The 20,273-nt window shown below is 75.4% G+C and carries 19 protein-coding genes; 11 read left to right on the forward strand and 8 right to left on the reverse strand.

The window, feature by feature from the left end:
- The first annotated feature begins 64 nt into the window (after positions 1 to 64).
- The 3 genes from EJK16_RS17170 to EJK16_RS17180 are packed head-to-tail and all read left to right on the forward strand — an operon-like array spanning position 65 to position 4,712.
- Positions 65 to 1,039, forward strand: a complete 975-nt coding sequence (locus EJK16_RS17170; RefSeq protein ID WP_164737395.1) for a MoxR family ATPase — start codon at positions 65 to 67, stop codon at positions 1,037 to 1,039.
- The gene (locus EJK16_RS17175) at positions 1,036 to 2,346 is read left to right on the forward strand and encodes a DUF58 domain-containing protein (protein WP_127131537.1); all 1,311 of its coding nucleotides are present in this window, start codon (positions 1,036 to 1,038) and stop codon (positions 2,344 to 2,346) included. The genes EJK16_RS17170 and EJK16_RS17175 overlap by 4 nt, the downstream gene beginning before the upstream one ends.
- The gene (locus tag EJK16_RS17180; RefSeq protein WP_127131539.1) at positions 2,343 to 4,712 is read left to right on the forward strand and encodes a DUF3488 and transglutaminase-like domain-containing protein; all 2,370 of its coding nucleotides are present in this window, start codon (positions 2,343 to 2,345) and stop codon (positions 4,710 to 4,712) included. Before EJK16_RS17175 ends, EJK16_RS17180 begins: the two co-directional genes overlap by 4 nt.
- 95 nt (positions 4,713 to 4,807) lie before the next feature.
- Here EJK16_RS17180 and EJK16_RS17185 read toward each other — a convergent pair whose 3' ends face one another.
- Complete coding sequence (locus tag EJK16_RS17185; protein WP_127131541.1) at positions 4,808 to 5,599, reverse strand: alpha/beta fold hydrolase; 792 nt, start codon at positions 5,597 to 5,599, stop codon at positions 4,808 to 4,810.
- Positions 5,600 to 5,668: 69 nt separating this feature from the next.
- The gene (locus EJK16_RS17190) at positions 5,669 to 6,022 is read right to left on the reverse strand and encodes a YciI family protein (protein ID WP_127131543.1); all 354 of its coding nucleotides are present in this window, start codon (positions 6,020 to 6,022) and stop codon (positions 5,669 to 5,671) included.
- Positions 6,023 to 6,220: 198 nt separating this feature from the next.
- Here EJK16_RS17190 and EJK16_RS17195 point away from each other — a divergent pair, with 198 nt between their 5' ends.
- The gene (locus tag EJK16_RS17195; RefSeq protein ID WP_240646130.1) at positions 6,221 to 6,790 is read left to right on the forward strand and encodes a GNAT family N-acetyltransferase; all 570 of its coding nucleotides are present in this window, start codon (positions 6,221 to 6,223) and stop codon (positions 6,788 to 6,790) included.
- 277 nt (positions 6,791 to 7,067) lie between these two features.
- On the opposite strand, the gene EJK16_RS17200 is transcribed toward EJK16_RS17195, so the two are convergent.
- Both EJK16_RS17200 and EJK16_RS17205 read right to left on the reverse strand, forming a co-directional pair.
- Positions 7,068 to 7,295: a hypothetical protein gene (locus EJK16_RS17200; protein WP_127131545.1), complete on the reverse strand. Its 228-nt coding sequence runs from the start codon at positions 7,293 to 7,295 to the stop codon at positions 7,068 to 7,070.
- Positions 7,292 to 8,044: a DsbA family protein gene (locus EJK16_RS17205; RefSeq protein ID WP_127131547.1), complete on the reverse strand. Its 753-nt coding sequence runs from the start codon at positions 8,042 to 8,044 to the stop codon at positions 7,292 to 7,294. The genes EJK16_RS17200 and EJK16_RS17205 overlap by 4 nt, the downstream gene beginning before the upstream one ends.
- Positions 8,045 to 8,184: 140 nt before the next feature.
- Between EJK16_RS17205 and EJK16_RS17210 the strand changes: the two genes are divergently transcribed.
- On the forward strand, positions 8,185 to 8,481 hold the full coding sequence (locus tag EJK16_RS17210) for a UBP-type zinc finger domain-containing protein (protein ID WP_127131549.1): 297 nt from the start codon (positions 8,185 to 8,187) through the stop codon (positions 8,479 to 8,481).
- Positions 8,482 to 8,484: 3 nt separating this feature from the next.
- Positions 8,485 to 9,324 carry a thioredoxin domain-containing protein gene (locus EJK16_RS17215; protein WP_240646131.1) on the forward strand — a complete coding sequence of 280 codons (840 nt, stop codon included), beginning with the start codon at positions 8,485 to 8,487 and terminating at the stop codon, positions 9,322 to 9,324.
- On the opposite strand, the gene nhaA is transcribed toward EJK16_RS17215, so the two are convergent.
- The 3 genes from nhaA to EJK16_RS20540 all read right to left on the reverse strand — a co-directional run bounded on the left by nhaA (position 9,271) and on the right by EJK16_RS20540 (position 14,077).
- A complete protein-coding gene (nhaA, locus tag EJK16_RS17220; RefSeq protein WP_127131551.1) occupies positions 9,271 to 10,650 on the reverse strand; it encodes a Na+/H+ antiporter NhaA in 1,380 nt (459 codons plus the stop codon). The two genes, EJK16_RS17215 and nhaA, sit on opposite strands and share 54 nt — an antisense overlap.
- A gap of 235 nt (positions 10,651 to 10,885) precedes the next feature.
- Entirely contained in the window at positions 10,886 to 11,830 is a 945-nt protein-coding gene (locus tag EJK16_RS17225; protein ID WP_164737396.1) for a CAP domain-containing protein, read from the reverse strand.
- A 294-nt stretch (positions 11,831 to 12,124) separates the two neighbouring features.
- The gene (locus tag EJK16_RS20540; protein WP_164737397.1) at positions 12,125 to 14,077 is read right to left on the reverse strand and encodes an HNH endonuclease signature motif containing protein; all 1,953 of its coding nucleotides are present in this window, start codon (positions 14,075 to 14,077) and stop codon (positions 12,125 to 12,127) included.
- A gap of 267 nt (positions 14,078 to 14,344) precedes the next feature.
- Between EJK16_RS20540 and EJK16_RS17240 the strand changes: the two genes are divergently transcribed.
- Complete coding sequence (locus tag EJK16_RS17240; RefSeq protein WP_127131557.1) at positions 14,345 to 15,250, forward strand: glycosyltransferase family 2 protein; 906 nt, start codon at positions 14,345 to 14,347, stop codon at positions 15,248 to 15,250.
- Between the two features lie 106 nt (positions 15,251 to 15,356).
- Here the strand turns inward: EJK16_RS17240 and EJK16_RS17245 are convergent, their stop codons facing one another.
- On the reverse strand, positions 15,357 to 17,327 hold the full coding sequence (locus tag EJK16_RS17245) for a patatin-like phospholipase family protein (RefSeq protein WP_127131559.1): 1,971 nt from the start codon (positions 17,325 to 17,327) through the stop codon (positions 15,357 to 15,359).
- 266 nt (positions 17,328 to 17,593) lie between these two features.
- Here EJK16_RS17245 and EJK16_RS17250 point away from each other — a divergent pair, with 266 nt between their 5' ends.
- From EJK16_RS17250 to EJK16_RS17265, 4 genes are all read left to right on the forward strand, one after another.
- On the forward strand, positions 17,594 to 17,878 hold the full coding sequence (locus tag EJK16_RS17250) for a hypothetical protein (RefSeq protein WP_127131561.1): 285 nt from the start codon (positions 17,594 to 17,596) through the stop codon (positions 17,876 to 17,878).
- Between the two features lie 68 nt (positions 17,879 to 17,946).
- On the forward strand, positions 17,947 to 18,183 hold the full coding sequence (locus EJK16_RS17255; RefSeq protein WP_127131563.1) for a hypothetical protein: 237 nt from the start codon (positions 17,947 to 17,949) through the stop codon (positions 18,181 to 18,183).
- Between the two features lie 143 nt (positions 18,184 to 18,326).
- Positions 18,327 to 19,160 (forward strand): SDR family oxidoreductase, encoded by an 834-nt coding sequence (locus tag EJK16_RS17260; RefSeq protein WP_127131565.1) that lies wholly within the window; start codon positions 18,327 to 18,329, stop codon positions 19,158 to 19,160.
- 35 nt (positions 19,161 to 19,195) lie between these two features.
- On the forward strand, positions 19,196 to 20,188 hold the full coding sequence (locus EJK16_RS17265) for an LLM class flavin-dependent oxidoreductase (RefSeq protein ID WP_127131567.1): 993 nt from the start codon (positions 19,196 to 19,198) through the stop codon (positions 20,186 to 20,188).
- Positions 20,189 to 20,273: the final 85 nt, after the last annotated feature.

A 20,273-nucleotide genomic window follows, 5' to 3' on the forward strand; every position in this document is an offset into this window, starting at 1 on the left:
GTCGCGCCGTCGCGGGAGTGCGATAGTGATGCGGGCCACACCGTAGATGAGGCACCATCTGGGGATGGAACCGGCCGTGGACCTGGACGTCGAGCTGGAACGCCTGCACGCCGTCGCCGGCGATGCCGCGCGCGCCATGACGTCGGTGATCGAGGGCAAGGACGAGGTGGTCCGCACCGCGCTGACCGTGCTCCTCGCGGGCGGCCACCTGCTCATCGAGGACGTCCCCGGCGTCGGCAAGACGATGCTCGCCAAGACGCTGGCGCGGACCATCGACTGCACGGTCCGGCGCATCCAGTTCACCCCCGACCTGCTCCCGAGCGACATCACCGGGGTCAGCGTGTTCAACCAGGACACGCACGCCTTCGAGTTCCGGCCCGGCGGCATCTTCGCCAACGTGGTCATCGGCGACGAGATCAACCGGGCCTCGCCCAAGACGCAGTCCGCGCTGCTGGAGTCCATGGAGGAGCGTCAGGTCAGCATCGACGGACGCACCTATGTCCTGCCCGACCCGTTCATCGTCATGGCCACGCAGAACCCGCTCGAGATGGAGGGCACCTACCCGCTCCCGGAGGCGCAGCGCGACCGGTTCATGGCCCGCATCTCCATGGGGTACCCGTCGCCGCGCGCCGAGCTGCGCATGCTCGACACCCACGGCGCGGGCTCGCCGCTGACCGACCTGCTGCCCGTCACCGACGGCACCACGATCGCCGCGCTCGTCAGGGGTGTGCAGCGGCTGTACGCCAGCCCCGCCGTGCGCCAGTACGTCGTCGACCTCGTCGGGGCGACGCGCACCAGCCGCTACCTGCGTCTCGGCGCCTCGCCGCGCGCCGGGCTCCAGCTCCTCCGCGCCGCCCGCGCCCACGCCGCCCTGCACGGCCGGGACCACGTGCTGCCCGACGACGTGCAGGACCTCGTGGTGCCGGTGCTCGGGCACCGCGTCATCCTCAGCACCGAGGCCGAGGTGGGCGGGATGGGCGCCCACGACGTGCTGACATCCCTCGTCGCCACCGTCCCAGTCCCCATCGGCCCCAGATGACCGCGCGCGGCCCGACGCCGCCGGGCCCGACGCCGCCCGGCGCGACGCCGCCCGGCGCGACCGTGCGGGGCCTGACGGCGCGCGGCTGGGCGTTCCTGGGCGCCGGCGTGACCATCGTGGTCGGGGCCGCGCTGCTCGGCTTCCCGGACCTCACCCGGATCGGCGTCCTCCTCGCCGTCCTCCCGCTGCTCGCGCTGGCCAGCGTCTGGCGACGCACCCCGCAGATCGCGGCGCGGCGCCTGGCGCCGGCGGTGCTCCGCCCGGGAGAGTCGGCGCAGGTGCGGGTCGAGCTGCGCAACGAGGGACGCCGCGGCACCCTGCCCCACCTGGCAAGGGAGCACGTCGACCCCCAGCTGGGCCACGGCCCCCACGTCGTCCTGCCGCGTCTGGCTCCGGGCGAGCGCGAGGACCTCACCTACACGATCCGCGGCGCCGCGCGCGGCCGGTACGTTCTCGGCCCTGTCGCGCTGGGCCTGCAGGATCCGTTCGGCCTGACCCTGAGCCGGGGGGCGCTGCGCGAGACGGCCGAGGTGCTCGTCCTGCCGCGCGTCGAACCACTCGGCGGCGGTGGGCACCGGTGGCACGGCGGGGCGGGGGAGCGGCCGATGCCGCACATGGTCGCGTCGCAGGGGGAGGACGACCTCAGCACGCGGTTCTACCGCCAGGGCGACGACCTGCGGCGCATCCACTGGCCCGCCACCGCCCACCGTGCCGAGCTCATGGTCCGCCAGGAGGAGCGTCCCGCCCGGCGCCGGGCGGTGCTCGTGCTCGGCCCGCGTCCCGCAGACCCTCCGGCGGGCGGCGGACCGAGCTTCGAGTGGGCCGTGAGCGCGCTGGCCTCGGTCGCCGTGTATCTCGCCGGGCAGGGGTATGCCGTCCACCTCGTCAGCGCCGAGACCGTGCGCGAGGGCAGGGCGGCCCGGGCGCTGGGCGTCGACGCCGTCCTGCGGTGCCTCGCCGTAGCCGCGCCGGACGCCGGCGACGTCGAGCCCGTCCTCCGCGCCGCCCGCGCGATCACGGCAGGGGTGCTGGTCGCCGCGGTCACCGCCGACGACGGGCCCGCGGTCCGGCGGCTCACCCGGGCCCGCGCGCCCGGCACGATCGGCGTCCTGCTCCTCGACGGCGCGTCGGGGGCTCCCGGCGGCCAGGCCCCGGTCCCGGGACCCGCCGGCGCGAACGGCGTCGCCGACCTGGTCCGTGCCGCGCGCGCCGCGGGCTGGCGGGCCGCCGTCGTCCGGCCGGGCGCCGGCGTCGCCGAGACCTGGGACCGGGTCACGGCCACCGGACCGAGGCCGGTGCCGGCGTGAACGCGGGGGGCCGGTGGGGCGACGGCCGGTGGGGCGACGCGGCGCTGGCGGCGCTGACCACGGCCGTGGCGAGCTGGCCCCTGACCCGCCTGATGCAGGAGCAGGCGTGGGTGGGGCCCACGTTCGCCGCCTTCGTCGTCGTGGCCGGTTCGGGGGCGCTGGCCCGCACGGCGCGGTTCCCGGCGTGGGCGGTGGTGGCCGTCCAGACGTACGCCGCCGCGCTGGTCGTGTCCTGGTTCCTGGTGCCGGGCCACCACGTGCTCGGCGTCCCGCTGCCCTCGGCCTTCGCGGCGATGGCCGACCTGTGGTGGCAGGGGGTCGCGGCGATCCAGGTCGAGTCCGTCCCGGCCCGCTCCAGCCCCGGCCTGGTGCTCATCGTCGTCATGGCCATGACCGCGGTGGGCCTCGCGGTCGACGTCATCGCCGTGACCCTGCGGTCCCCGGCGCTGGCGGGGCTGCCGCTGCTCGTGGTGCTGAGCATCACCGCGTCGAACACGGGGCAGCCGCTGCCCGCCAGGTACTTCCTCGTCACCGCCCCCGTCTGGCTGCTGCTCGTGGCGCGCCAGGGCATCGGGTCGGTGCGCGCCTGGGCGGAGCAGCACGGGCCGACGGCGGCGCACGGCGACGTGGTCGCGGGCCGCGGCGCCGACGCGGGAGACGGCGCCGACGTCGCGGCGGGCGGCGCACGCACGTACCGGTCGTGGGCGCAGACCCTCGGCGTGGTCACGGTGCTCCTCGCCGTTCTCCTCCCCGGTGTCGTGCCGCACCTGCCGCCCGTGGCGCTCGGGCAGGCGCCGGGCGCCGGACGCGGACCCGGGTTCGCCTCGGGCCGGGTCACGTTCACCGACACCCTCGACCTCGCCGCCGACCTGAGGAGCCCGAGCCGGCGGCCGGTGCTGCGCTACCGCACCGACGACGTCCGGCCCCCGCCGCTGCGCGTGACCGTGAGCACCCGGTACGACGACGGCCGGTGGTGGCCGCCGGCGAGCGACGGCGCGTCCGGCGCGGCGCAGCCCGCGCTCTCGCCGACCGGCGGGCCGGAGGTCGAGCGGGCCACGATGTCCCTGACCGTGGTCCACAACGAGCTGACGGCGCCGCAGGTGGCGCTGCCCCAGCCGCTGGGCGACGCCGACTTCGGGGAGATCCCCTGGGAGCTGGACCCCGTCACAGGAACGGTCCTCGTGGCCGGCCAGCCCGACAGCTACGAGGCGACGTACTGGCGCACCACCGGGCCGCTGCCCGTGGGCGTCGGGGACCCCGCGGCGCTCGGGCCCGTCGACCCGGAGCTGCTCCGCGTCGACGAGGCGTCCTGGGACCGCGTCCACGAGCTCGCCGCCACGCTCACCGCCGGCACCACCAACCAGGTGCAGGCCGCGATGGCGATCCAGGCCTACCTGCGCGGCGCCGCCTTCCGGTACTCCCTCACGCTCGCCGACCCCGTCGCCGGGCCCGACGGCCGGACCCTGGACCCGCTGAGCCACTTCCTGGTGACGAAGCAGGGGTACTGCGTCCAGTTCGCCTCCGCCATGGTGATGCTGTCGCGGGCCCACGGCATCCCGGCGCGCCTGGCGGTCGGCTTCCTGCCGGGGACGCGCGGGGCGGACGGCTCCCGCACGGTGGTGGCCGCCGACGCGCACGCCTGGCCGGAGCTGTACATCACCGGCCTCGGGTGGACCCGATTCGAACCCACCCCCGGCACGCGCACCGGCGCCGCCACGGCGTACGTCACGGAGCAGGACGCGGCCGCGCCCGTACCCACCGCGGAGGCGCCCACGGTGGCCCCGGAGCGGCGGAACGGCGCGCCGGACGTCGGGGCCGTGAAGAGCGAGACGGGCGGCGGGGGGCTCTCCGCCGTCGGACCGGAGATCGCCCGCGCGGGCGTGCTGGCGCTCGCCGTCCTCCTGGCCGTGTCCGTGGTCCCGGCCGCCGGGCGCTGGCGCCGCTCGGCGGGGCGGCGGCGGGCCGGCGACGACGCCGCCCGCGTCGAGGGCGAGTGGCAGGCGTTGACGGCCACGCTGGCGGACCTCGGGGTCGCCGCGCCGGCGGGCGCCACGCCCCGGCAGGCCCGCGCCCACTACGCGCGGGCGACGGGCCTGGACGGGCCGAGCGCCGACGCGTTGTCCCGGGCCGCCACGCGGCTCGAGGACGCCCGGTACGCCCCGGGACGCGCGAATCTCGGCACGATGGCGGAGGACGTGCGGGAGGTCGCCACCCGGGTGCGGAGCACCCGGCCGTGGCGAATCCGACTGCGGGCGGGGTTGTGGCCGCGCAGCGGCGTGGCCGCGCTCCACGAGATCACTGCCGGCCTCGGCGAGGTCGCCGGAGTGGTCCGTGAGCGTGTGCGGGGCGGCCACCGCAGGGGGTGAGCGGCGGCGTCGCGTGGGGGCGCGCTGCGGCGGCGCGACGCGCCGCGGCCGGGGTCGCGCTGCGGCGGCGCTGCCGGGAGCGGGGGAGACGTCGCTCACCGCGCGCGCTCAGCCGCCGCGAAGAACTCCGCCAGCACGGGGCCGACGGCCTCGGGGACCATGTCGTGGTCCGTGCCGGGGACCACCCGGTGCTCGGCGTCGGGCAGGGCGCCCGCCGCGCCCGCCGCGGCGTCCACGAGCCTCGGCCAGGTCGCGTCGCCGCTGAGCACGAGGGTGGGCACGGTCACGGCGGCGAGCACCTGCGCGGGGACCGGCTCCGCGGTCAGTGACGCGTCGTAGACGGCGGACTGCGCCATGGCCTCGAGCGCCGGCCAGAACGGCGCCTGGCGGATCTGGGCGATGACCTCGGCGGGCAGGCCGACGCCCTCGGCCTGGAAGAGTGAGACGGCGTCGCCGGGGCGTCCCGCCCCGATGAGGTCGCTCATCCGCGCCGCCAGGTCGGACGGCGACCGGGCGCTGCCGTCGCCCGTGACGGCCGGCGGCTCGAAGAGCGCGAGACGGGTGATCGGCAGCCCGGTCGCGGCGGCCCGCAGCGCGATGACCGCGCCGGAGGAGTACCCCAGGACCGAGACGGGGGCGCCGACCTCGGCGATCAGGGCGGCGAGGTCCTCGACCTCCCGGTCGGCGGCGTAGGGCGGGGTGTCGCCGCTGTCACCCCGCGCGCGCCGGTCGTAGGTGTAGACCGTGAACCGCGGGGCCAGCTCGCGGGCGAGGGGCTCGCCGCGGCTGCGGTCGTTGAAGGCGCCGACGACGATGACGACGGGCGGACCGCCGCCCGTGCGGTCGAACGCGATGGGGGTGCCGTCGCGGGAGGTGACGATCTCCATGCGGGTCTCCTTGGTGCGGTCCTCGGTGGCGTTGCCCGGTTCGTCAGGGGGCAGGTGGCAGGTCCGCCGTCATCCGTGCGCGTTCGCCGGGGCCGGGCGCTCGAGCAGCGGCCGGATCTCCACCGCGCCGTAGCCGGCGACCGGGTGCTGCGCGGCCACCTCGACCGCCTCGTCCAGGCTGGCGCACTCGATGAGCGCGTATCCGGCGATGACCTCTTTGGACTCGGTGAACGGGCCGTCGGACAGCACCACCCGCTCGCCGCGGACCCGGACGGTCGTCGCCTCCCGGCTCGGGCGCAGCTGGCTCGTCCCGCGCATGACGCCCAGGCGTTCGGTGTCCTCACTCCAGGTGCCGCAGCCCGGCGGCTCGGCGTCCGAGGCGTCCTCGCCCTCGGGCACGGCGATCAGCAGCAGGTATCGCACATCTCCTCCTCGAGCCGGGAACACCACGACCCTCCCACGGCCGGCCCCTCGAGGGAACGGCAGGGGACGCTCGGCGGTGGGGACGCTCGGCGGTGGGGACGCTCGGCGGTGCGGACGCTCGGCGGCGGGGATGGGCGGCGGCGGGAATGGACGACCGTGCCCGTGCGGTTGTCACTGCCGATCCCCGAGGAGGAACCGTTGTCCCAGCACTCGCCGGTCCAGGTCGCGCGCCCGCCCGCGGCGCTCCACTTCCGGCTCGTCCGGCCCGAGGAGCACGACGCGGTCGGTGAGCTGCTCCTCGCCGCGTACGACGAGTACGGCATGGGCGGGGCGTACCGCGCGCACCTCCGTGACGTCGCCGGCCGCGTGGCCGAGCAGGAGGTCTGGGTCGCCCTGGACGACGGCGGAACGATCGTCGGCACGGTCGTCACGCCGCGCGAGGGGCGCACGCTCACCCCGCTCGCCCGGGCCGGCGAGCTCGACTTCCGCTTCCTGGCCGTCTCTCCGGCCGCGCGTGGCCGCGGCGTCGGCAGCGCACTGACGCGTCACGTGCTCGACGTCGCCCGGCGCCGCGGCGCCTCGGCGGTGGTGATGAACTCCGGGCCTCAGATGCTCGGGGCCCACGCCCTCTACCTCGGCCTGGGCTTCGTGCGGCTGCCCGAGCGCGAGACCGTCGTGGTCGCGGACGGCCGGCTGCTCGCCTTCGGCTACGCGCTCGTGGACCACCCGGCAGAGCCGGCGCGTGACGCCGGGCCGCTCGACGCGTAGCCGCGACCGGCCGGGGGTGGCGACGTGGCCGGCCGTGGCGGGTGAGGCAGCGCGCCGTGAGGCCGGCGGTGAGGCGGCGCGCCGTGAGGCCGGCGGTGAGGCGGCGCGCCGTGAGGCCGGCGGTGAGGCGGCGCGCCGTGAGGCCGGCGGTGAGGCGGCGCGCCGTGAGGCCGGCGGTGAGGCGGCGCGCCGTGAGGCAGCGCGCGGCCGGCGCCAGGATCCCGCCATCCCCCGGCACAAGGTAAACGGTCTCCCGTCGCGGGCCGAGCGCCCTGCGCTAGATGGCCGTCAGGTGAGGTCCTGCCGCCGCGCCGCCGTATCCCGTGACGGGCACGTAGCAAACTCCGTCGGCGCAGTAGCCGGCGTCGGCACCCCCGAGGGTCTCGAGCGAGGTGCCAATCGCCTCGAGCGACGTGCCGAAGCTCTCGAGCGACGTGCCCAACTCGCGCGACGCCGGGAGGCCGAGCCCCGCAACGGGCGCACCCGAAGGCGTGGTCGCGCTCATCGCGCGGTCTCCGGCTGCGCCGTCTCCGGCTGCGCCGTCTCCGCCTGGGCGCTCCCGGCGCTTCCCGGCTGCGGCGCCTCGGCGGTTCCCGGCTGCGCCGCCTCGGCGGCCATGTCCGCGCGGGCGCGGCGCAGCGCCTCGCCGAAGATCTCGGGGCTCTGGGCGCCGGAGACGCCGTACTTCTCGCCGATGATGTAGAACGGCACGCCCTGGATGCCGATCTGCTGCGCCGCGGCGATGTCTGCCTGGACGGCCCCGGCGTAAGTGCCCTCGCGCAGCGCCCGGCCCACCTCGTCGGCGTCGAGGCCGGCCTCGACGGCCACCTCAACGAGGTCCTCGTCGTGGCCGACGTGCCTGCCCTGCTCGAAGTAGGCGGAGAAGAGCTTCTCCATGAGCTCGAGCTGCAGGCCCTTCGCCTTGGCGAGGTGGAGCACCTGGTGGGCCTTGAGGGTCTTGGTGTGCTTCACGCTGTCGAAGTCGTACGCGAGGCCCTCGCCGGCGGCCAGCTGCGTCATCTGGCCGAGCATCTGCGCCACCTGCTCCTTGGCCATGCCCTTGTGGCCGGCGAGGAAGTCGACCTCGCTGCCCTCGAAGTCGACGGGGGTGTCGGGGGCGAGCTCGAAGGAGTGATACTCCAGGGTCACCTCGCCGTCGAAGTCCGCCGCGGCCTTCTCGAACCGGCGCTTGCCGATGAAGCACCAGGGGCAGGCGATATCGGACCACACGTGCACGTTGATGGGTTCAGTCATGCCGGGTCCAACCACCGCGCGCCCCCTATCATTCCGGGCCGGTCCGGTCCGGCGTCGGGCCGGGGGGAGGCGGCTGCCCGATGCCCGTGCTCCCGCCCCGGGGGCCTTGGCGATCGCCCGGCAATGAGATGTGATGGGGCATGACCTTCTGCTCGCACCTCGACACCATCGACCACGGCGTCACCGCAGACGGCGCCCCGGGGTGCGTGGACTGCCTGGCGATGGGCGGGCAGTGGCTGCACCTGCGCGCCTGCCAGCAGTGCGGCCACATCGGTTGCTGCGACTCGTCGCCGAACCGGCACGCCCGCGTCCACAGCCACGACGTCGGTCACCCCGTGGTCCGCTCCTACGAGCCCGGGGAGGCCTGGTACTACTGCTTCCCCGAGGACGTCACCTTCGAGCTCGACGGCGCACCACCCGCGCCGTCGCACGCGTGAGCCATGTCCGACGGCACGGAGCGACGCCCGATGGCGCGCGCCGACGCGGACGCGGCAGAGGCCCCGGACCAGGTCGAGGTGCTCGCCGAGGGGGACGGCGACGCGGGGCGGCACGTGGAGGAGGCGCGCGAGTTCCCCGAGCACGGCGTCTCCGCGGAGGCATGGGACGTGTGCGAGCCGCCGGCGCCCGGGGCGCTCTTCGCGACGGGCGAGCGTGGGCGCGAGCCGGGGGAGCGACCGACGCCGCACCAGCCCGCGGTCCCGGTCCGCCACCTCCGGGGCAACCCCGATGCTGCGGTGACCGTCGTCGAGTACGGCGACTTCGAGTGCCCCTACTGCGCGGCGGCCGCGCCGGTCCTGCATGAGGTCGTCGACGGCTCGGACGGCGGCGTCCGGCTCGAGTTTCGCAACTTCCCGCTCGCGCAGGTCCATCCTTACGCGCTCACCGCGGCGCTCGCCGCCGAGGCGGTCAGCCCGTACGGGGTGTTCTGGGAGATGCACGACCTGCTCTTCACCCATCAGGACCGCCTGCGCGACGTCGACCTGCGCAGCTACGCCGAGTCCCTCGGCGTCGACGGCGACGCTGTGGTCGGCGACCGGGCCCAGGTCTTCGGTGACCGGGTCGAGGCCGACTTCGCCTCCGGCGTCGAGCTGGGGGTGCGGGGGACGCCGTGGTTGTTCGTGAACGGCGAGCACTACCTCGGTCGCATGGAGGTCGCGGCGCTGCGCCAGGCCACCTCGGCAGCCCTCGCCCCGCGCCGCGTCGGCGGTCTCCGTCCCCGCGGGGACTCACCGCCCCGGCGCCGGCTCGTACCACGGCCGTGGGGGCAGCGTCGGGACTGAGGCCGTGTCCGGGCTGCACAGCGACGAGCGCTCGCCGAGCGTGCGCAGGACGAGGGTGCCGAGCGCGGCGGCGACCAGGGAGCCGACGAGGATCCCGATCTTCGCCTGGTCCTGGAGCGCCGGGTCCCTGAACGCGAGCCCCGTGATGAACAGCGCGATGGTGAAGCCGATCCCGGCGAGGGTCGCCCCGCCGACCAGGTGGGTGTAGCGCACCCGGCCCGGGAGGACGCCCCACCCGGCGCGCAGGGCCAGGGTGGCGCCGGCGGTGATGCCGACGGTGTTGCCGACGAGGAGGGCGACGACGACGCCGAGGGTCACGGGCGAGGCGGCGGCCGCGCGCAGCGTCGCGCCGTCGAGCGAGACGCCGGCGTTGGCGAGGCCGAAGACGGGGACCACGAGGAACGCGGACCAGGGGTGCAGCACGTATGTCAGGCGGGCGTTGGCCGGGACGGCCGCCCGGGCGGCCAGGACGGCGAGGTTGACCCGCTCCGCGTCGGGCTGCTCCTGCACGGCCCGGCTGTAGGTGGGCACCTGGTCCACGTTCTCCTGCTGCGGCGGGCGCGCCGGGATTAGGAGCCCGAGCAGGACCCCGGCGAGGGTGGGGTGCACCCCGGACTCGTGCAGTACCAGCCACAGGAGCACCCCGGCGAGCAGGTACGGGCTCAGGCGCCAGACCCGCATCCAGCGCATCGCGGCGAGGACGACGACGACGGCGCCCGCCGTCGCCAGCGCCGGCAAGGACAGGCCCTCGCTGTAGAACACGGCCATCACGGTGATGGCACCGAGGTCGTCGACGATCGCGAGGGTGAGCATGAACAGGCGCAGCCGGTCCGGGCACCGCGGGCCGACGAGGGCGAGGACCCCGATGACGAACGCCGTGTCGGTGGACATCGCGATGCCCCAACCGCGGGCGGCCTCCCCGGCGGGGTTGAACACCGAGTAGATCACCGCGGGCGCGAGGAGCCCGCCGACCGCGCCGAGGGCGGGCACGGCGACGGCGCGCCGGTCGCGCAGCTCGCCGGTGGTCAGCTCGCGGGTGATCTCCAGACCGACGACGAGGAAGAACACCGACATGGCGGCATCGTTGACCCAGCCGTGCAGGTCGAGGTGCACCGTGAGGTCGCCCAGGCGGAGGTCGGCGGGCGCGTCCCAGAGCTGGTGGTAGGTCTCGGCGAAGGGGGCGTTGGCCCACACGAGCGCGATGACGGTGGCGGCGAGCAGGAGCGCGGCGCCGCCGGCCTCGGTCGCGAGGAAGCGGCCCAGGGCCGGGGAGGGTGCGGGGACGCGGACGCGGGGGGCCGGCCCGGGCCGTGGTGCCTGGGTCATCGGCGGCCTCCAGACGTGGACCTCTCGGGCGCTCGCGGCCAGGCTACGCCGCGCCGGTGGCCGGGCCGGGATTCGTCCGACGGCGGTACGGCCAGCCTGCGCGCCGGCGGCCGGGGCAAAGGGACCCGGGCGGCATCGTCCCGAACGGCCCCGACGGTTCGGACGCGAGACACGTGGAGGTCCGCACCCTGCCGGTGCGGACCTCCAGGTGGTGCGCCGAGCGGCGCCGGCGTCCCTATCGACGGAAGACGCTGAGGAGGAACTCGAGAACGAGCCGCTCGAAGTGACCGAGCTTCTCGCGTGCGGGCTTCTCCTCCTCCGACGCCGCCGGCCCGTCGGCGGGAGCCTGCTCCTCCTCGGCGGGCGCCTGCGCGCCGTCTCCAGCGGCCTCGTCGGCGGGCGCGGTAGGCGCCGGGTGCTCGGCGGAAGCGGGCTCCTCGGAGGAAGCCGGCTCCTCAGCGGGCGCGGGATCCGCACCCTCGGCGGGCTCGGTCGCCGGCTCCTGCTCGGCGGGCTCCTTCGCCGGCTCCTGCTCGGTAGCGGCCTCGGGCGCCGGCACCGGCATCGGAGCCAGGGCGGGCTCCTCGGCGGGCGCGGCCGGGGCGGGCTGCTCGATGGGGGCGGGGGCGAGCTCAGCGTCGCCCGGCAGGGCGCCGGCGTAGCTTCCGAAGTTCTGCGTGGCGTACACCTCGCCGCCGGCGTTCTGCGCCACGCCGACGCCCGTGTGGGTGGCCTTGGGGTCGAGCAGGTTGCGGCGGTGACCCTCGGAGTCGATCCAGCCGTCGACGAAGACGCCCGCCATCTCCGCCGTGCTGTAGCCGGAGAGGTACGCGACGTTCTCGGACCAGCTCGAGGCTCCGGCCGGCATCTGCTGGCCGTACTGGGGGTTGTGCGACATGTTCGACTGGGCGGCCTGCGTCTCGCTCCACCCACGTGCGAGCGCGTCCACGGCGGAGTTGCGCGTCAGGGGGGCCACGCCCTGCGACTGCCGGTACTCGTTGATGCGGTTGAAGACCTCGGCCTCGACCTCGAGCGTCCAGGCCGCCTGCGTGGCGGTGATGACGGGGCTCGGGGCCGGCGAGGCGAAGGCCGGGGCGGTGGCGAGGCCCACCGGGATCGCGACTGCGGCCGCGGCGACGGCGGCGAGGGTGCGGCGGTAACGGGCGGACTGGACGGACAAGAGAGTCTCCGTTTGTGACGATGGGAAGGTCACAAAAGGGTAACGGCAATCAGGACGCTCATCGTCCCGTGCCCGGGGTGCGGCGAGTAGCGACGCCGGTACGTCGCCGCGGGCCAGCATCGATGCCGCCTGAGGGTGCGCGACCGGCCCGCGAACGTGCGGAAGGTCACGTGGGTGCCGACCACCTGACATTCGCCCTCACACCGGGGCGCTTTCGACCCCTGCGCCGTTCGGTGCTGACGGCAGCACGTTCGCCTCGCGGGGCGCGTGCCAGCGAGGCGAACGTGATCCGGTTCAGAAGGGTGGGTTGGGGTCCTGGCCGGGTGGGATGTCGTCGTCCCAGAGGCCGGCCGGTGGGGGTGGCGCCGGTCGTGCGGCGGCCCTGTGCGGTGGTGGGGCGGGCGGGGCTGTGCCGTCGGCGGACGGCGGGGGTGGCCCATTTGTGGGGACGCCGGGGCGCGGGGCGCCGGACGTCGTGGTGCTCGTCCCGGCGCCGCCTGCCCGGGAGGTCGTCCCCGCCCCGGTCGGTCCCGCCTCCGTCGTCCCTAAACCGGTGCTGGCCGGGATGTTCGCGGTGGTGGGGCTGGGGGGCCAGGAGGCGGCCAGGACGGTGCCGAGGTCGCCGGGCACAGGGCGCGGCGGGGTCAGCGCGTCCGGGGTGCGCCCCGCCCGGGCGGGGCCTGGTCTTCGGTGTGTGGTGCCGATGTGGCGCCCGTCGCGGTAGTGGAAGTCGAACCCGTCGGCCAGGATCGTGATGCGGATGTCCTGGTCGTGGACACGGTGATGGTGGTACGTGCACAGCGTGCACCCGTTCTCCACCGAGGTCGGGCCGCCGTGGGAGAAGTGCCAGATGTGGTGGACCTCGCACCAGGACGCGCGCAGCGTGCACCCGGGCCACTGGCAGCTCCGGTCCCGGCTGGTCACCCCCCGGCGCAGCTCCTTGGTGTAGGTCCGCACGGACTGGCCCACGTCCAGCGGCACGGCCTGGGCGTCCATCACGATGCGGGTCAGCTCGCAGTCACACATGAGCCGCTCGAGCTCGCCGAGCGGGACGAGGGAGCCGTCCTCGAGCTCGGCCGGGGCCACGTCTGGCAGCAGCGGCACCGGTGCCAGGATGGGCAGCACGGGGGCGATCACCCCACCGCACCCCACCCCGGGGCTGGCGCCGGGGTCGGGGCGGAAGGCGGTCCCGGCGGCCCCGGCCGCGCTCGCGGCGTCCTCGATCGCGCGGCGGTCGCCGGCCTCGATGGCTTGGCGGCGCCGGCGCAGCGCGGTCCAGGTCTCCTCGGTGGCCAGCACGGCTAGGTGCGGGCGGACCTGCGCCCCGTTCAGGTCCGCCCCGACCTGCAGGACGCGGGCGGCCATGGTCACCAGGGCGTCGGCGCGGCGCTGCTCACGGGTACGGTCATCCCCGGCAGCCAGGGTCCCCACGACCGCGTCCAGCGCGGTGTCCACGATCGTGCCGCCCACGTCGTCGAGGAACCAGGTCCCGGCCCGCCCGCCCGCCCCGCGCCGGGACGTCACCGACCGGCGCCGCCACACCGCCGCGAACGAGGCCTGCGCGGCCTGGGCGTCGATGCCCGCGGCCACCGCCTTGGCCGCCCGGGCCAGCTCGGGCGCCGAGAGCTCCTTGGCCCGCTCGACCAGGTCGGCCGCCACCCCGTGGTCCAGGGCGTCCTTGACCTCCGCCGAGGCACCCGCGCGCAGCCGGGTCAGGGCCTTGGCGTGCTCGAGGTTCAGGTCCCCGTCCGCCACGGCCCGGGCGACCTCGGGCATCGCCGCCAGGCCCTCGGCGACCTGGAGCTCACCGGCCGCGGGCCCACGCCCGGTCCCGGTCACCCGGGCCCGCCAGTCCGTGAAGTCCCGGTCCAGCCCGATGCCCCAGCGCCCGTCCTCCTTGTGCGCGAGGAGCACACCGCCTCGGTACACCGTCAGCTCCCGGATGGCCGCGTCCACCCCAGCGATCATGCGTTCGCGCTCACCGTGCTCCCACCCCGACGCCCCGCTCCCCGGCGCCCCGAGCGCCAGCGCCGCCACCGCCGCCCGCACCCCCGCCAGCAACACCGTCGGCCCCACCAGTGCGCCGATGGCACCCGGCGCCTCGGCGGTGTCGGCGGCGTCCCCGCTCGCAGCGGCGAGCCCCGGGCCAGCAGCGGCGTCCCCGCCGGCAAGGGCGAGGGCGGCCGGCGGCCGCGTGCCATCGGCCGCGGTGGCCTTCACGCCCTCCCCGACGGGCAGTGCCGCCATCTCCCTCACCCCCACTCATCTTCGAACGGATGTTTGAAGGTTATGGCAACCCGCTGACATCCGCGCCGGGGGTGTGGACAAGCATCAAGAGGGCCGGCGGGCCGGTCCCGCCGAGCCAGCCACCGACCCCGAGGACGTCGGCCCAGGGCAAGAGCCCGGCCCCCAGGCTCGCGCAGCCTAGGCAGCCAGCGCTCGGCGTCGACCCCATCCGTCGCCCGCGCGCCGCCCCGGGGTGCCCGCCGCCACCCGCAGCGGTATAACGCCACCATGCCGAGCGAACCCGACCCGCGCGTGGGCGTCGTCGTCATCACCCACAACCGGCGTGAGGAGCTGAACCGGACGCTGACGGCGCTGGGTCAGGTTCCCGAACGGCCCCGGGTGGTCGTGGTGGACAACGCCTCGGTCGACGGCACGGCGGCAAGCGTCCGTGCGGACTTCCCCTGGGCCGAGCTCATCACGCCCGGGACCAACCTCGGCGCGGTCGGGCGAAACGTCGGTGTCGAACACCTGGACACGCCGTACGTCGCATTCTGCGACGATGACACCTGGTGGGAGCCCGGCTCGCTGCGCGCCGCGGCCGACGCCCTCGACGCCTGCCCGCACCTCGCGGTGATCACGGCCCGGATCGTGGTCGAGCCGGCCGGCACGGAGGACCCGATCGTCGCGGAGCTGCGTGACTCCCCGGTGCGCGGGCTCCCGGGGCTGCCCGGCCCCGCGCTCGGCAGCTTCCTCGCGGGCGCGTCGGTGGTCCGGCGGGCGGCCTTCCGCGAGGTCGGCGGGTTCAGCTCGCGGCTGTGGCTGGGCGGGGAGGAGGAGCTGCTCGCGGCCGACCTCGCGGCGGCCGGCTGGGAGCTGTGCTACCTCGACGCGCTCACCGTCCACCACCAGGCCTCGGTCCTGCGCGACGGCGACCGCCGGCTGCACGACGGCGTCCGCAACACCCTCTGGTTCACGTGGCTGCGGCGCCCCTGGCCGGCGGCGGTCCGCCGCACCGGTGTGGTCCTTCGCCAGATGAACCCTGGGCGTCCGGCCTTCGGGGGCGTCCTCGCCGCGGTGCGGGGGCTTCCCTGGGTGCTGCGGGAGCGTCGCGTGCTGCCCCCGCACGTCGAGGCCCGCTTCCTGGCCCTCGAGGACGCACAGCGACGGTCGACCGCCCGCCGCTACGGACGCTGAAGCGTCACCTCGACGCTGAGCCGTCACGTCGCGTCACGGCGCTCAAGCGTCACGTCGCGTTACGACGCTGAAGCGTCACCACACCTGACGACGGCGCAGCACCACCTCACGTCACGGGGATCCGCCTGATCACCCCGACCGGGCGCGGCTCCTCCGTCAGCTCACCGACCGCGTCCTCGTCCGCCGTCGTGACGACCCGCGCGGCGGCGTCGAGCGCGTCCGAGAGGCTGTCCGCCAGCGCGATGCCGCGCATGCTCAGCGGGTATCCCGGCGGGGACGCGGGATCGACGTCCAGCGCCTGGCGACCGTCCGCGTACGCCGTGAGCCACGCCGGCAGGACGGACATCAGCGCCCGGTACCGCACCCAGCGGTGGTTGTCCCAGCCCGTCGCTCTTGGCGCGCCGGGCGGGTAGCGCGGCTCGGTGAACTGCTCGACGATCACCATCCCGGCGGCGCGGCCGCGCCCGGCGAGCCGGGCGATCGTGGGCCCGTCCATGTTGAGGTTGATCCCGCCCTCCCGCGGCGTCTGCAGCACCCGCACGATCCGGTCGCGGAACCCGGGGAAGTCGAGGTGGGAGCTGTCCTGCCAGTTGCGGGCCGTGTTCAGGGCGGCGCTGACGAACCCGACGACGGCGGGGAACCCCCGGTCGGGGATCTTCAGCAACGTCGGCGGCAGCCCTCGGCGGTTGGTCGTCGCGAGCTCGACGTTCTCGCGCTCGTCCGCGGCCGGTGCGCGCCCGTCGGGGAACGGCCCGAGGGAGATGTCGAACGTGGGACGGGTCGGCAGCGGCGCGTCGAAGAGGTGGACCGGGAAGTTCGAGCACAGGCCGCCGTCGGTGAACCACAGCTTGATGAATTCCAGGTCCGACGCCGGAGCTGTCGCGCCGTCGGCCGGCGCCGGCGCCGTCGCGCTCCGATGCCGCGCACCCGTGGAGGCCCGAAGGCCGCTGACCGTCCACAGCGGCACGGCCGAGATCAGCAGCGGGAAGCTGAGGGAGAGCCGGACCGCCACGATGACGGGTAGGTGCTCGGGAGCAGGAAGACGGCGGAGCGCGGGTGAGTGCGTGGCGGCCAGCTCCTCCTCCCGCTGCCACGCCGCGGCGCCGTCACCCGCCGGCGGCGCGGCCGGCGGCGCGTCGACCAGTGCCCGCATGACGTGCGGCGGGAACAGCGTCGCCCAGGCCTCCGGGTCGTAGAAGAAGTGTCGCGCCTCCCACGGCATCTCGTACGGCCGGCCCTGGCTCAGGCACGTGCTGATCATCCGCAGGTCGACGCGCCGCTTTCGCCGCGAGACGTCGGCGCACTCGCTCGTGCCCGTCCACAGCTGACCGAAGCGGAGGGGGCAGTCGCGTGGGCCGATGCCGGCGAGGTCGTCAATGCGCTCCGCGAGCCAGTCGGTCAGCCCCGGATCTTGTCCGTCGGCCGAGAGACCGCGGCAGATGCCGAACAGGTTCTCCGGAACGTCCACCGTCAGCTGGCGGGTCAGCCGTGCGCCAATTCCCGCGATCCAGCCGACGACGGCGATCACCAGCCCGGCCAGCACGAGGACCACCCCGGGCGCACCCCCCACGACGACGCCGTAGCCGACGAGCGCGGCGCCGGGCAGCACGCCGAGGAGCCCGGCCCACGGAAAGCACCGGACCAGGCACCCGAGCACGGCACCGAACCGGCCCACCCCTTCCCGAGCAGGGCCGGGACGGTCGTTGCCGGTGGCGGTCAGCAGCAGGCCGAGCAGCCGGCGTGTCGACCGCTCCGGCTGGAACAGGGCCGCGAGCCTGCCGTCCGAGAGGTCGGCGGGCAGCGCGTCGAGCCGGTCGAAGCCGCCCGAGGCGCGCCCGTGCTCGGCCGCGGCCCCGAGAGCCGCCCCGATCGCGCCGGCCGACGCCCCGCCCACGCCGCGCAGGCGGTACCTGGCCCCGATCGCCCTCAGCGCCCGCGGGTAGATGACCCCCGAGGTGATCCCGCCCTTCATGACGACGTCGCACATCGCCGTCGGCTCGGCCGAACGCTGCTCCGGCGTGGGGCCGTGCGCCGCGTTCCCCCGAGAAGGATGGGGCGCGCATGGGGTGCTCGTCATCGGGACTCCTTCCGGCCACGGCCGCCGCACAGCGAGGGCCACTGAGCGCCTCCGCGGCGCCACGCCGCTGCCCGCCTCCGCGCGCCGCCACGCCGCTGCCCGCCTCGCCTTTCAGCGTCCTCGGCGCCCGCGCCGCCCGTCAAGCACGATGCGCGTCGTCGCCCGCCGCACGCGTCGGCGTCGCCCTCGGCGTGCGCCCGCCCGCCGACGCTCGTAACGTCGGAGCACACCCGCAGAGCCACGATGACGAGGCACCGGGAGGCGCCATGGCCTCGAAGAGCCACACAACCACGGACCACGACGAGATCCGCAGGTGGGTGGAGGAGCACGACGGCAAGCCGGCCAGCGTGCGTGGCACGGAGAGGTCCGGCGAACCCGGCGTGCTGCGCATCGACTTCCCCGGCGGCGCCGGGCAGATGGAGCTCGAGCACATCAGCTGGGACGACTGGTTCGCGAAGTTCGACGACGGGTCGCTCGCGTTCCTCTACCAGGAACAGAAAGCCGACGGCTCGGACAGCACCTTCTTCAAGCTCGTCTCGCGTGAGGGGTGATGGCCCCGCCACAGACGGCACCAGGCACGACACGCGACCGACCCGCACCCAACCCCAAGGAGAATGTCATGAGCAGCAGCGAGACCGGTGACGTCACCGGGACCAAGGACAAGGACTACAACATCATTTGGTTCACCGAGCAGTGCCTTTCGAACGCCCTGCGCCTGGAGACCTACGTCAAGGACGCCGAGCGGGACGGGGACAACGAGCTCGCCGAATTCTTCCGCCGGGCACAGGCGGACAGCCGCAAGGGGGCCGAGAAGGGCAAGCAGATGCTCGCCAGCCGCTTCGGGGGCCGGAGCTGAGCCCGTACCGGCCCACCCGGTAGCCGCACATACAGGTCGCCGCCGGGACCCCCGGTGACGCAGTGCCCCGCCACCTCACCGGCGACGCGGTGCCCCGCCACCTCACCGGCGGCGGGGCACCCGACCGAGACGGAGGTCGACGCATGGCCGCTTCACCCAGCCCCACCGAGGCACCCGCCGCCGCCGCGCCCCGGCGGGTCATCGTCACGGGCGCCGACTCCGGCATCGGCAAGGCGGTCGCCGTCACCCTGGCCGGCCACGGCCGCCAGATCGGCATCACCTGGCACAGCGACGCCGACGGCGCCGCGCGCACGGGCGAGGAGGTCGAGCACCACGGCGCCAAGGCGCACGTGCGCCACCTCGACCTGACCCGGCCCGAGGAGGGCGCCGCCGTGGTGGACGAGCTGGCAGCGACGATGGGCGGCCTGGACACGCTGGTCCTGTGCTCCGGCACCGGCACCGCCACCCTGCTGATGGAGATGGACTACGCGCGCTGGCGGGAGGTCGTCTCGGTGGATCTCGACGGCGCCTTCTGCTGTCTGCAGGCCGGCGCGAGGCACATGGTCGACGGCGGACGCGGCGGCCGGATCGTCGCGATCACCTCCGTCCACGAGCACGCCCCGCGGGTGGGCGCGGCGCCCTATTGCGCCGCGAAGGGCGGCCTCGGGCTGCTGGTCAAGGTCGCCGCCCTCGAGCTCGCCGAGCACGGCATCACCGTCAACGCCGTCGCGCCCGGCGAGATCGCCACCCCGATGACCGGCCAGGAGGACGAGTCGGTGCTCGTGGGCAAGGAGCGCCCTGGCATCCCGGTGGCGCGCCCCGGGGACGCGCGCGAGGTCGCCGCCGTCGTCGCGTTCCTGTGCGGGCCGGACGCCGGGTACGTCAACGGCGCGTCCTGGCTCGTCGACGGCGGGATGCTCCAGATGGGCCCGCAGGCCGGCTCGCACCTGACCAGCAACGACTGGCGGCGGCCGTAAAGGCCCGTCGCACGTGCGGGGGACAGAGAGGCGTGATGACGGTCAAGGTCGACATCCGGGTGCCCGTGGGCCGCCCGGTGCCCGAGGTCGTGGACTTCATCGCCTCGTGCGAGGACGCGGGCTTCCACGGTGTCGGTGTGCACGACCACCACCACTCCGGGCGGGACGTCTACGTCACGCTCGCGGCGGCCGCGGTCCGGACCACCCGGCTCGCGCTCTACCCGGCGACCACCAACCCGGTGACCCGGCACCCGCTGGTGCTCGCGGCTACCGCCAACGCCCTGACGGAGCTCGCGCCCGGGCGGGTGCTCCTCACCCTCGCGCCCGGCTTCCTCTCGGTGGAGAAGGCGGGCAAGCCGCAGGCGAGGCGCCAACAGCTGGGCGAGGTCGTCTTGGCGGTGCGCCAGCTCCTCGCCGGGAGACCGGCGGTGGTCGACGGCGCCGAGCTGCGCATGAACAACCCCGCGACGCCGACCGCGAAGGTCTTCGTCCTCGCCTCCGGGCCCAAGATGCTCGAGCTCGCCGGCGAGGTCGCCGACGGCGTCCTCATGCTGGTCGGGCTCCACCCGGCGGCGGTCGAGGCCGCCCGCGGCCACGTCCGTGCGGGGCTGGAGCGCGCGGGGCGCGTCCGGGGGGAGGTCGAGGAGGTCCTCATCGTCCCGACGGCGGTGGAGCCCTACGAGGCGGCGCGCGAGTGGCCGCGGCGATGGTTCCGGCCCGGCAAGTCGTTCCTGACCTATCCCAGCGCGTCCAACCTTCACTGGCTGCGCATCGCCGGGATCGACATCGCCGACGACCACCGGCCCGAAAACCTCTCCCCGGCGGTCGCGGCCCAGGTCTGTGACGCGTTCGGCCTCTTCGGGCCGCCGGAGCACTGCGCCGAGCGCCTGCTCCGCGCGCAGCGGGAGACCGGCGTCGAGCACGTGTTCTTCTTCCCCTCGCACACCGCCGACAGCGGCTACGACCTCCCCGCCAGTGATGTCGCCGCCTTCCGGGACGTCATCGGCCCCCGGCTCGCAGCGGGCTGACGACGGCGGAGCCCGGTCGTCCCCACTGGTGCGCACTGCGGGCGCCGGTCTGTCGGCGGGGCGTGTCATCCTGCAGGTGAGGGAC

Origin of the sequence: Georgenia sp. SYP-B2076, assembly GCF_003991205.1 — a bacterium.
Taxonomy (GTDB): domain Bacteria; phylum Actinomycetota; class Actinomycetes; order Actinomycetales; family Actinomycetaceae; genus Georgenia.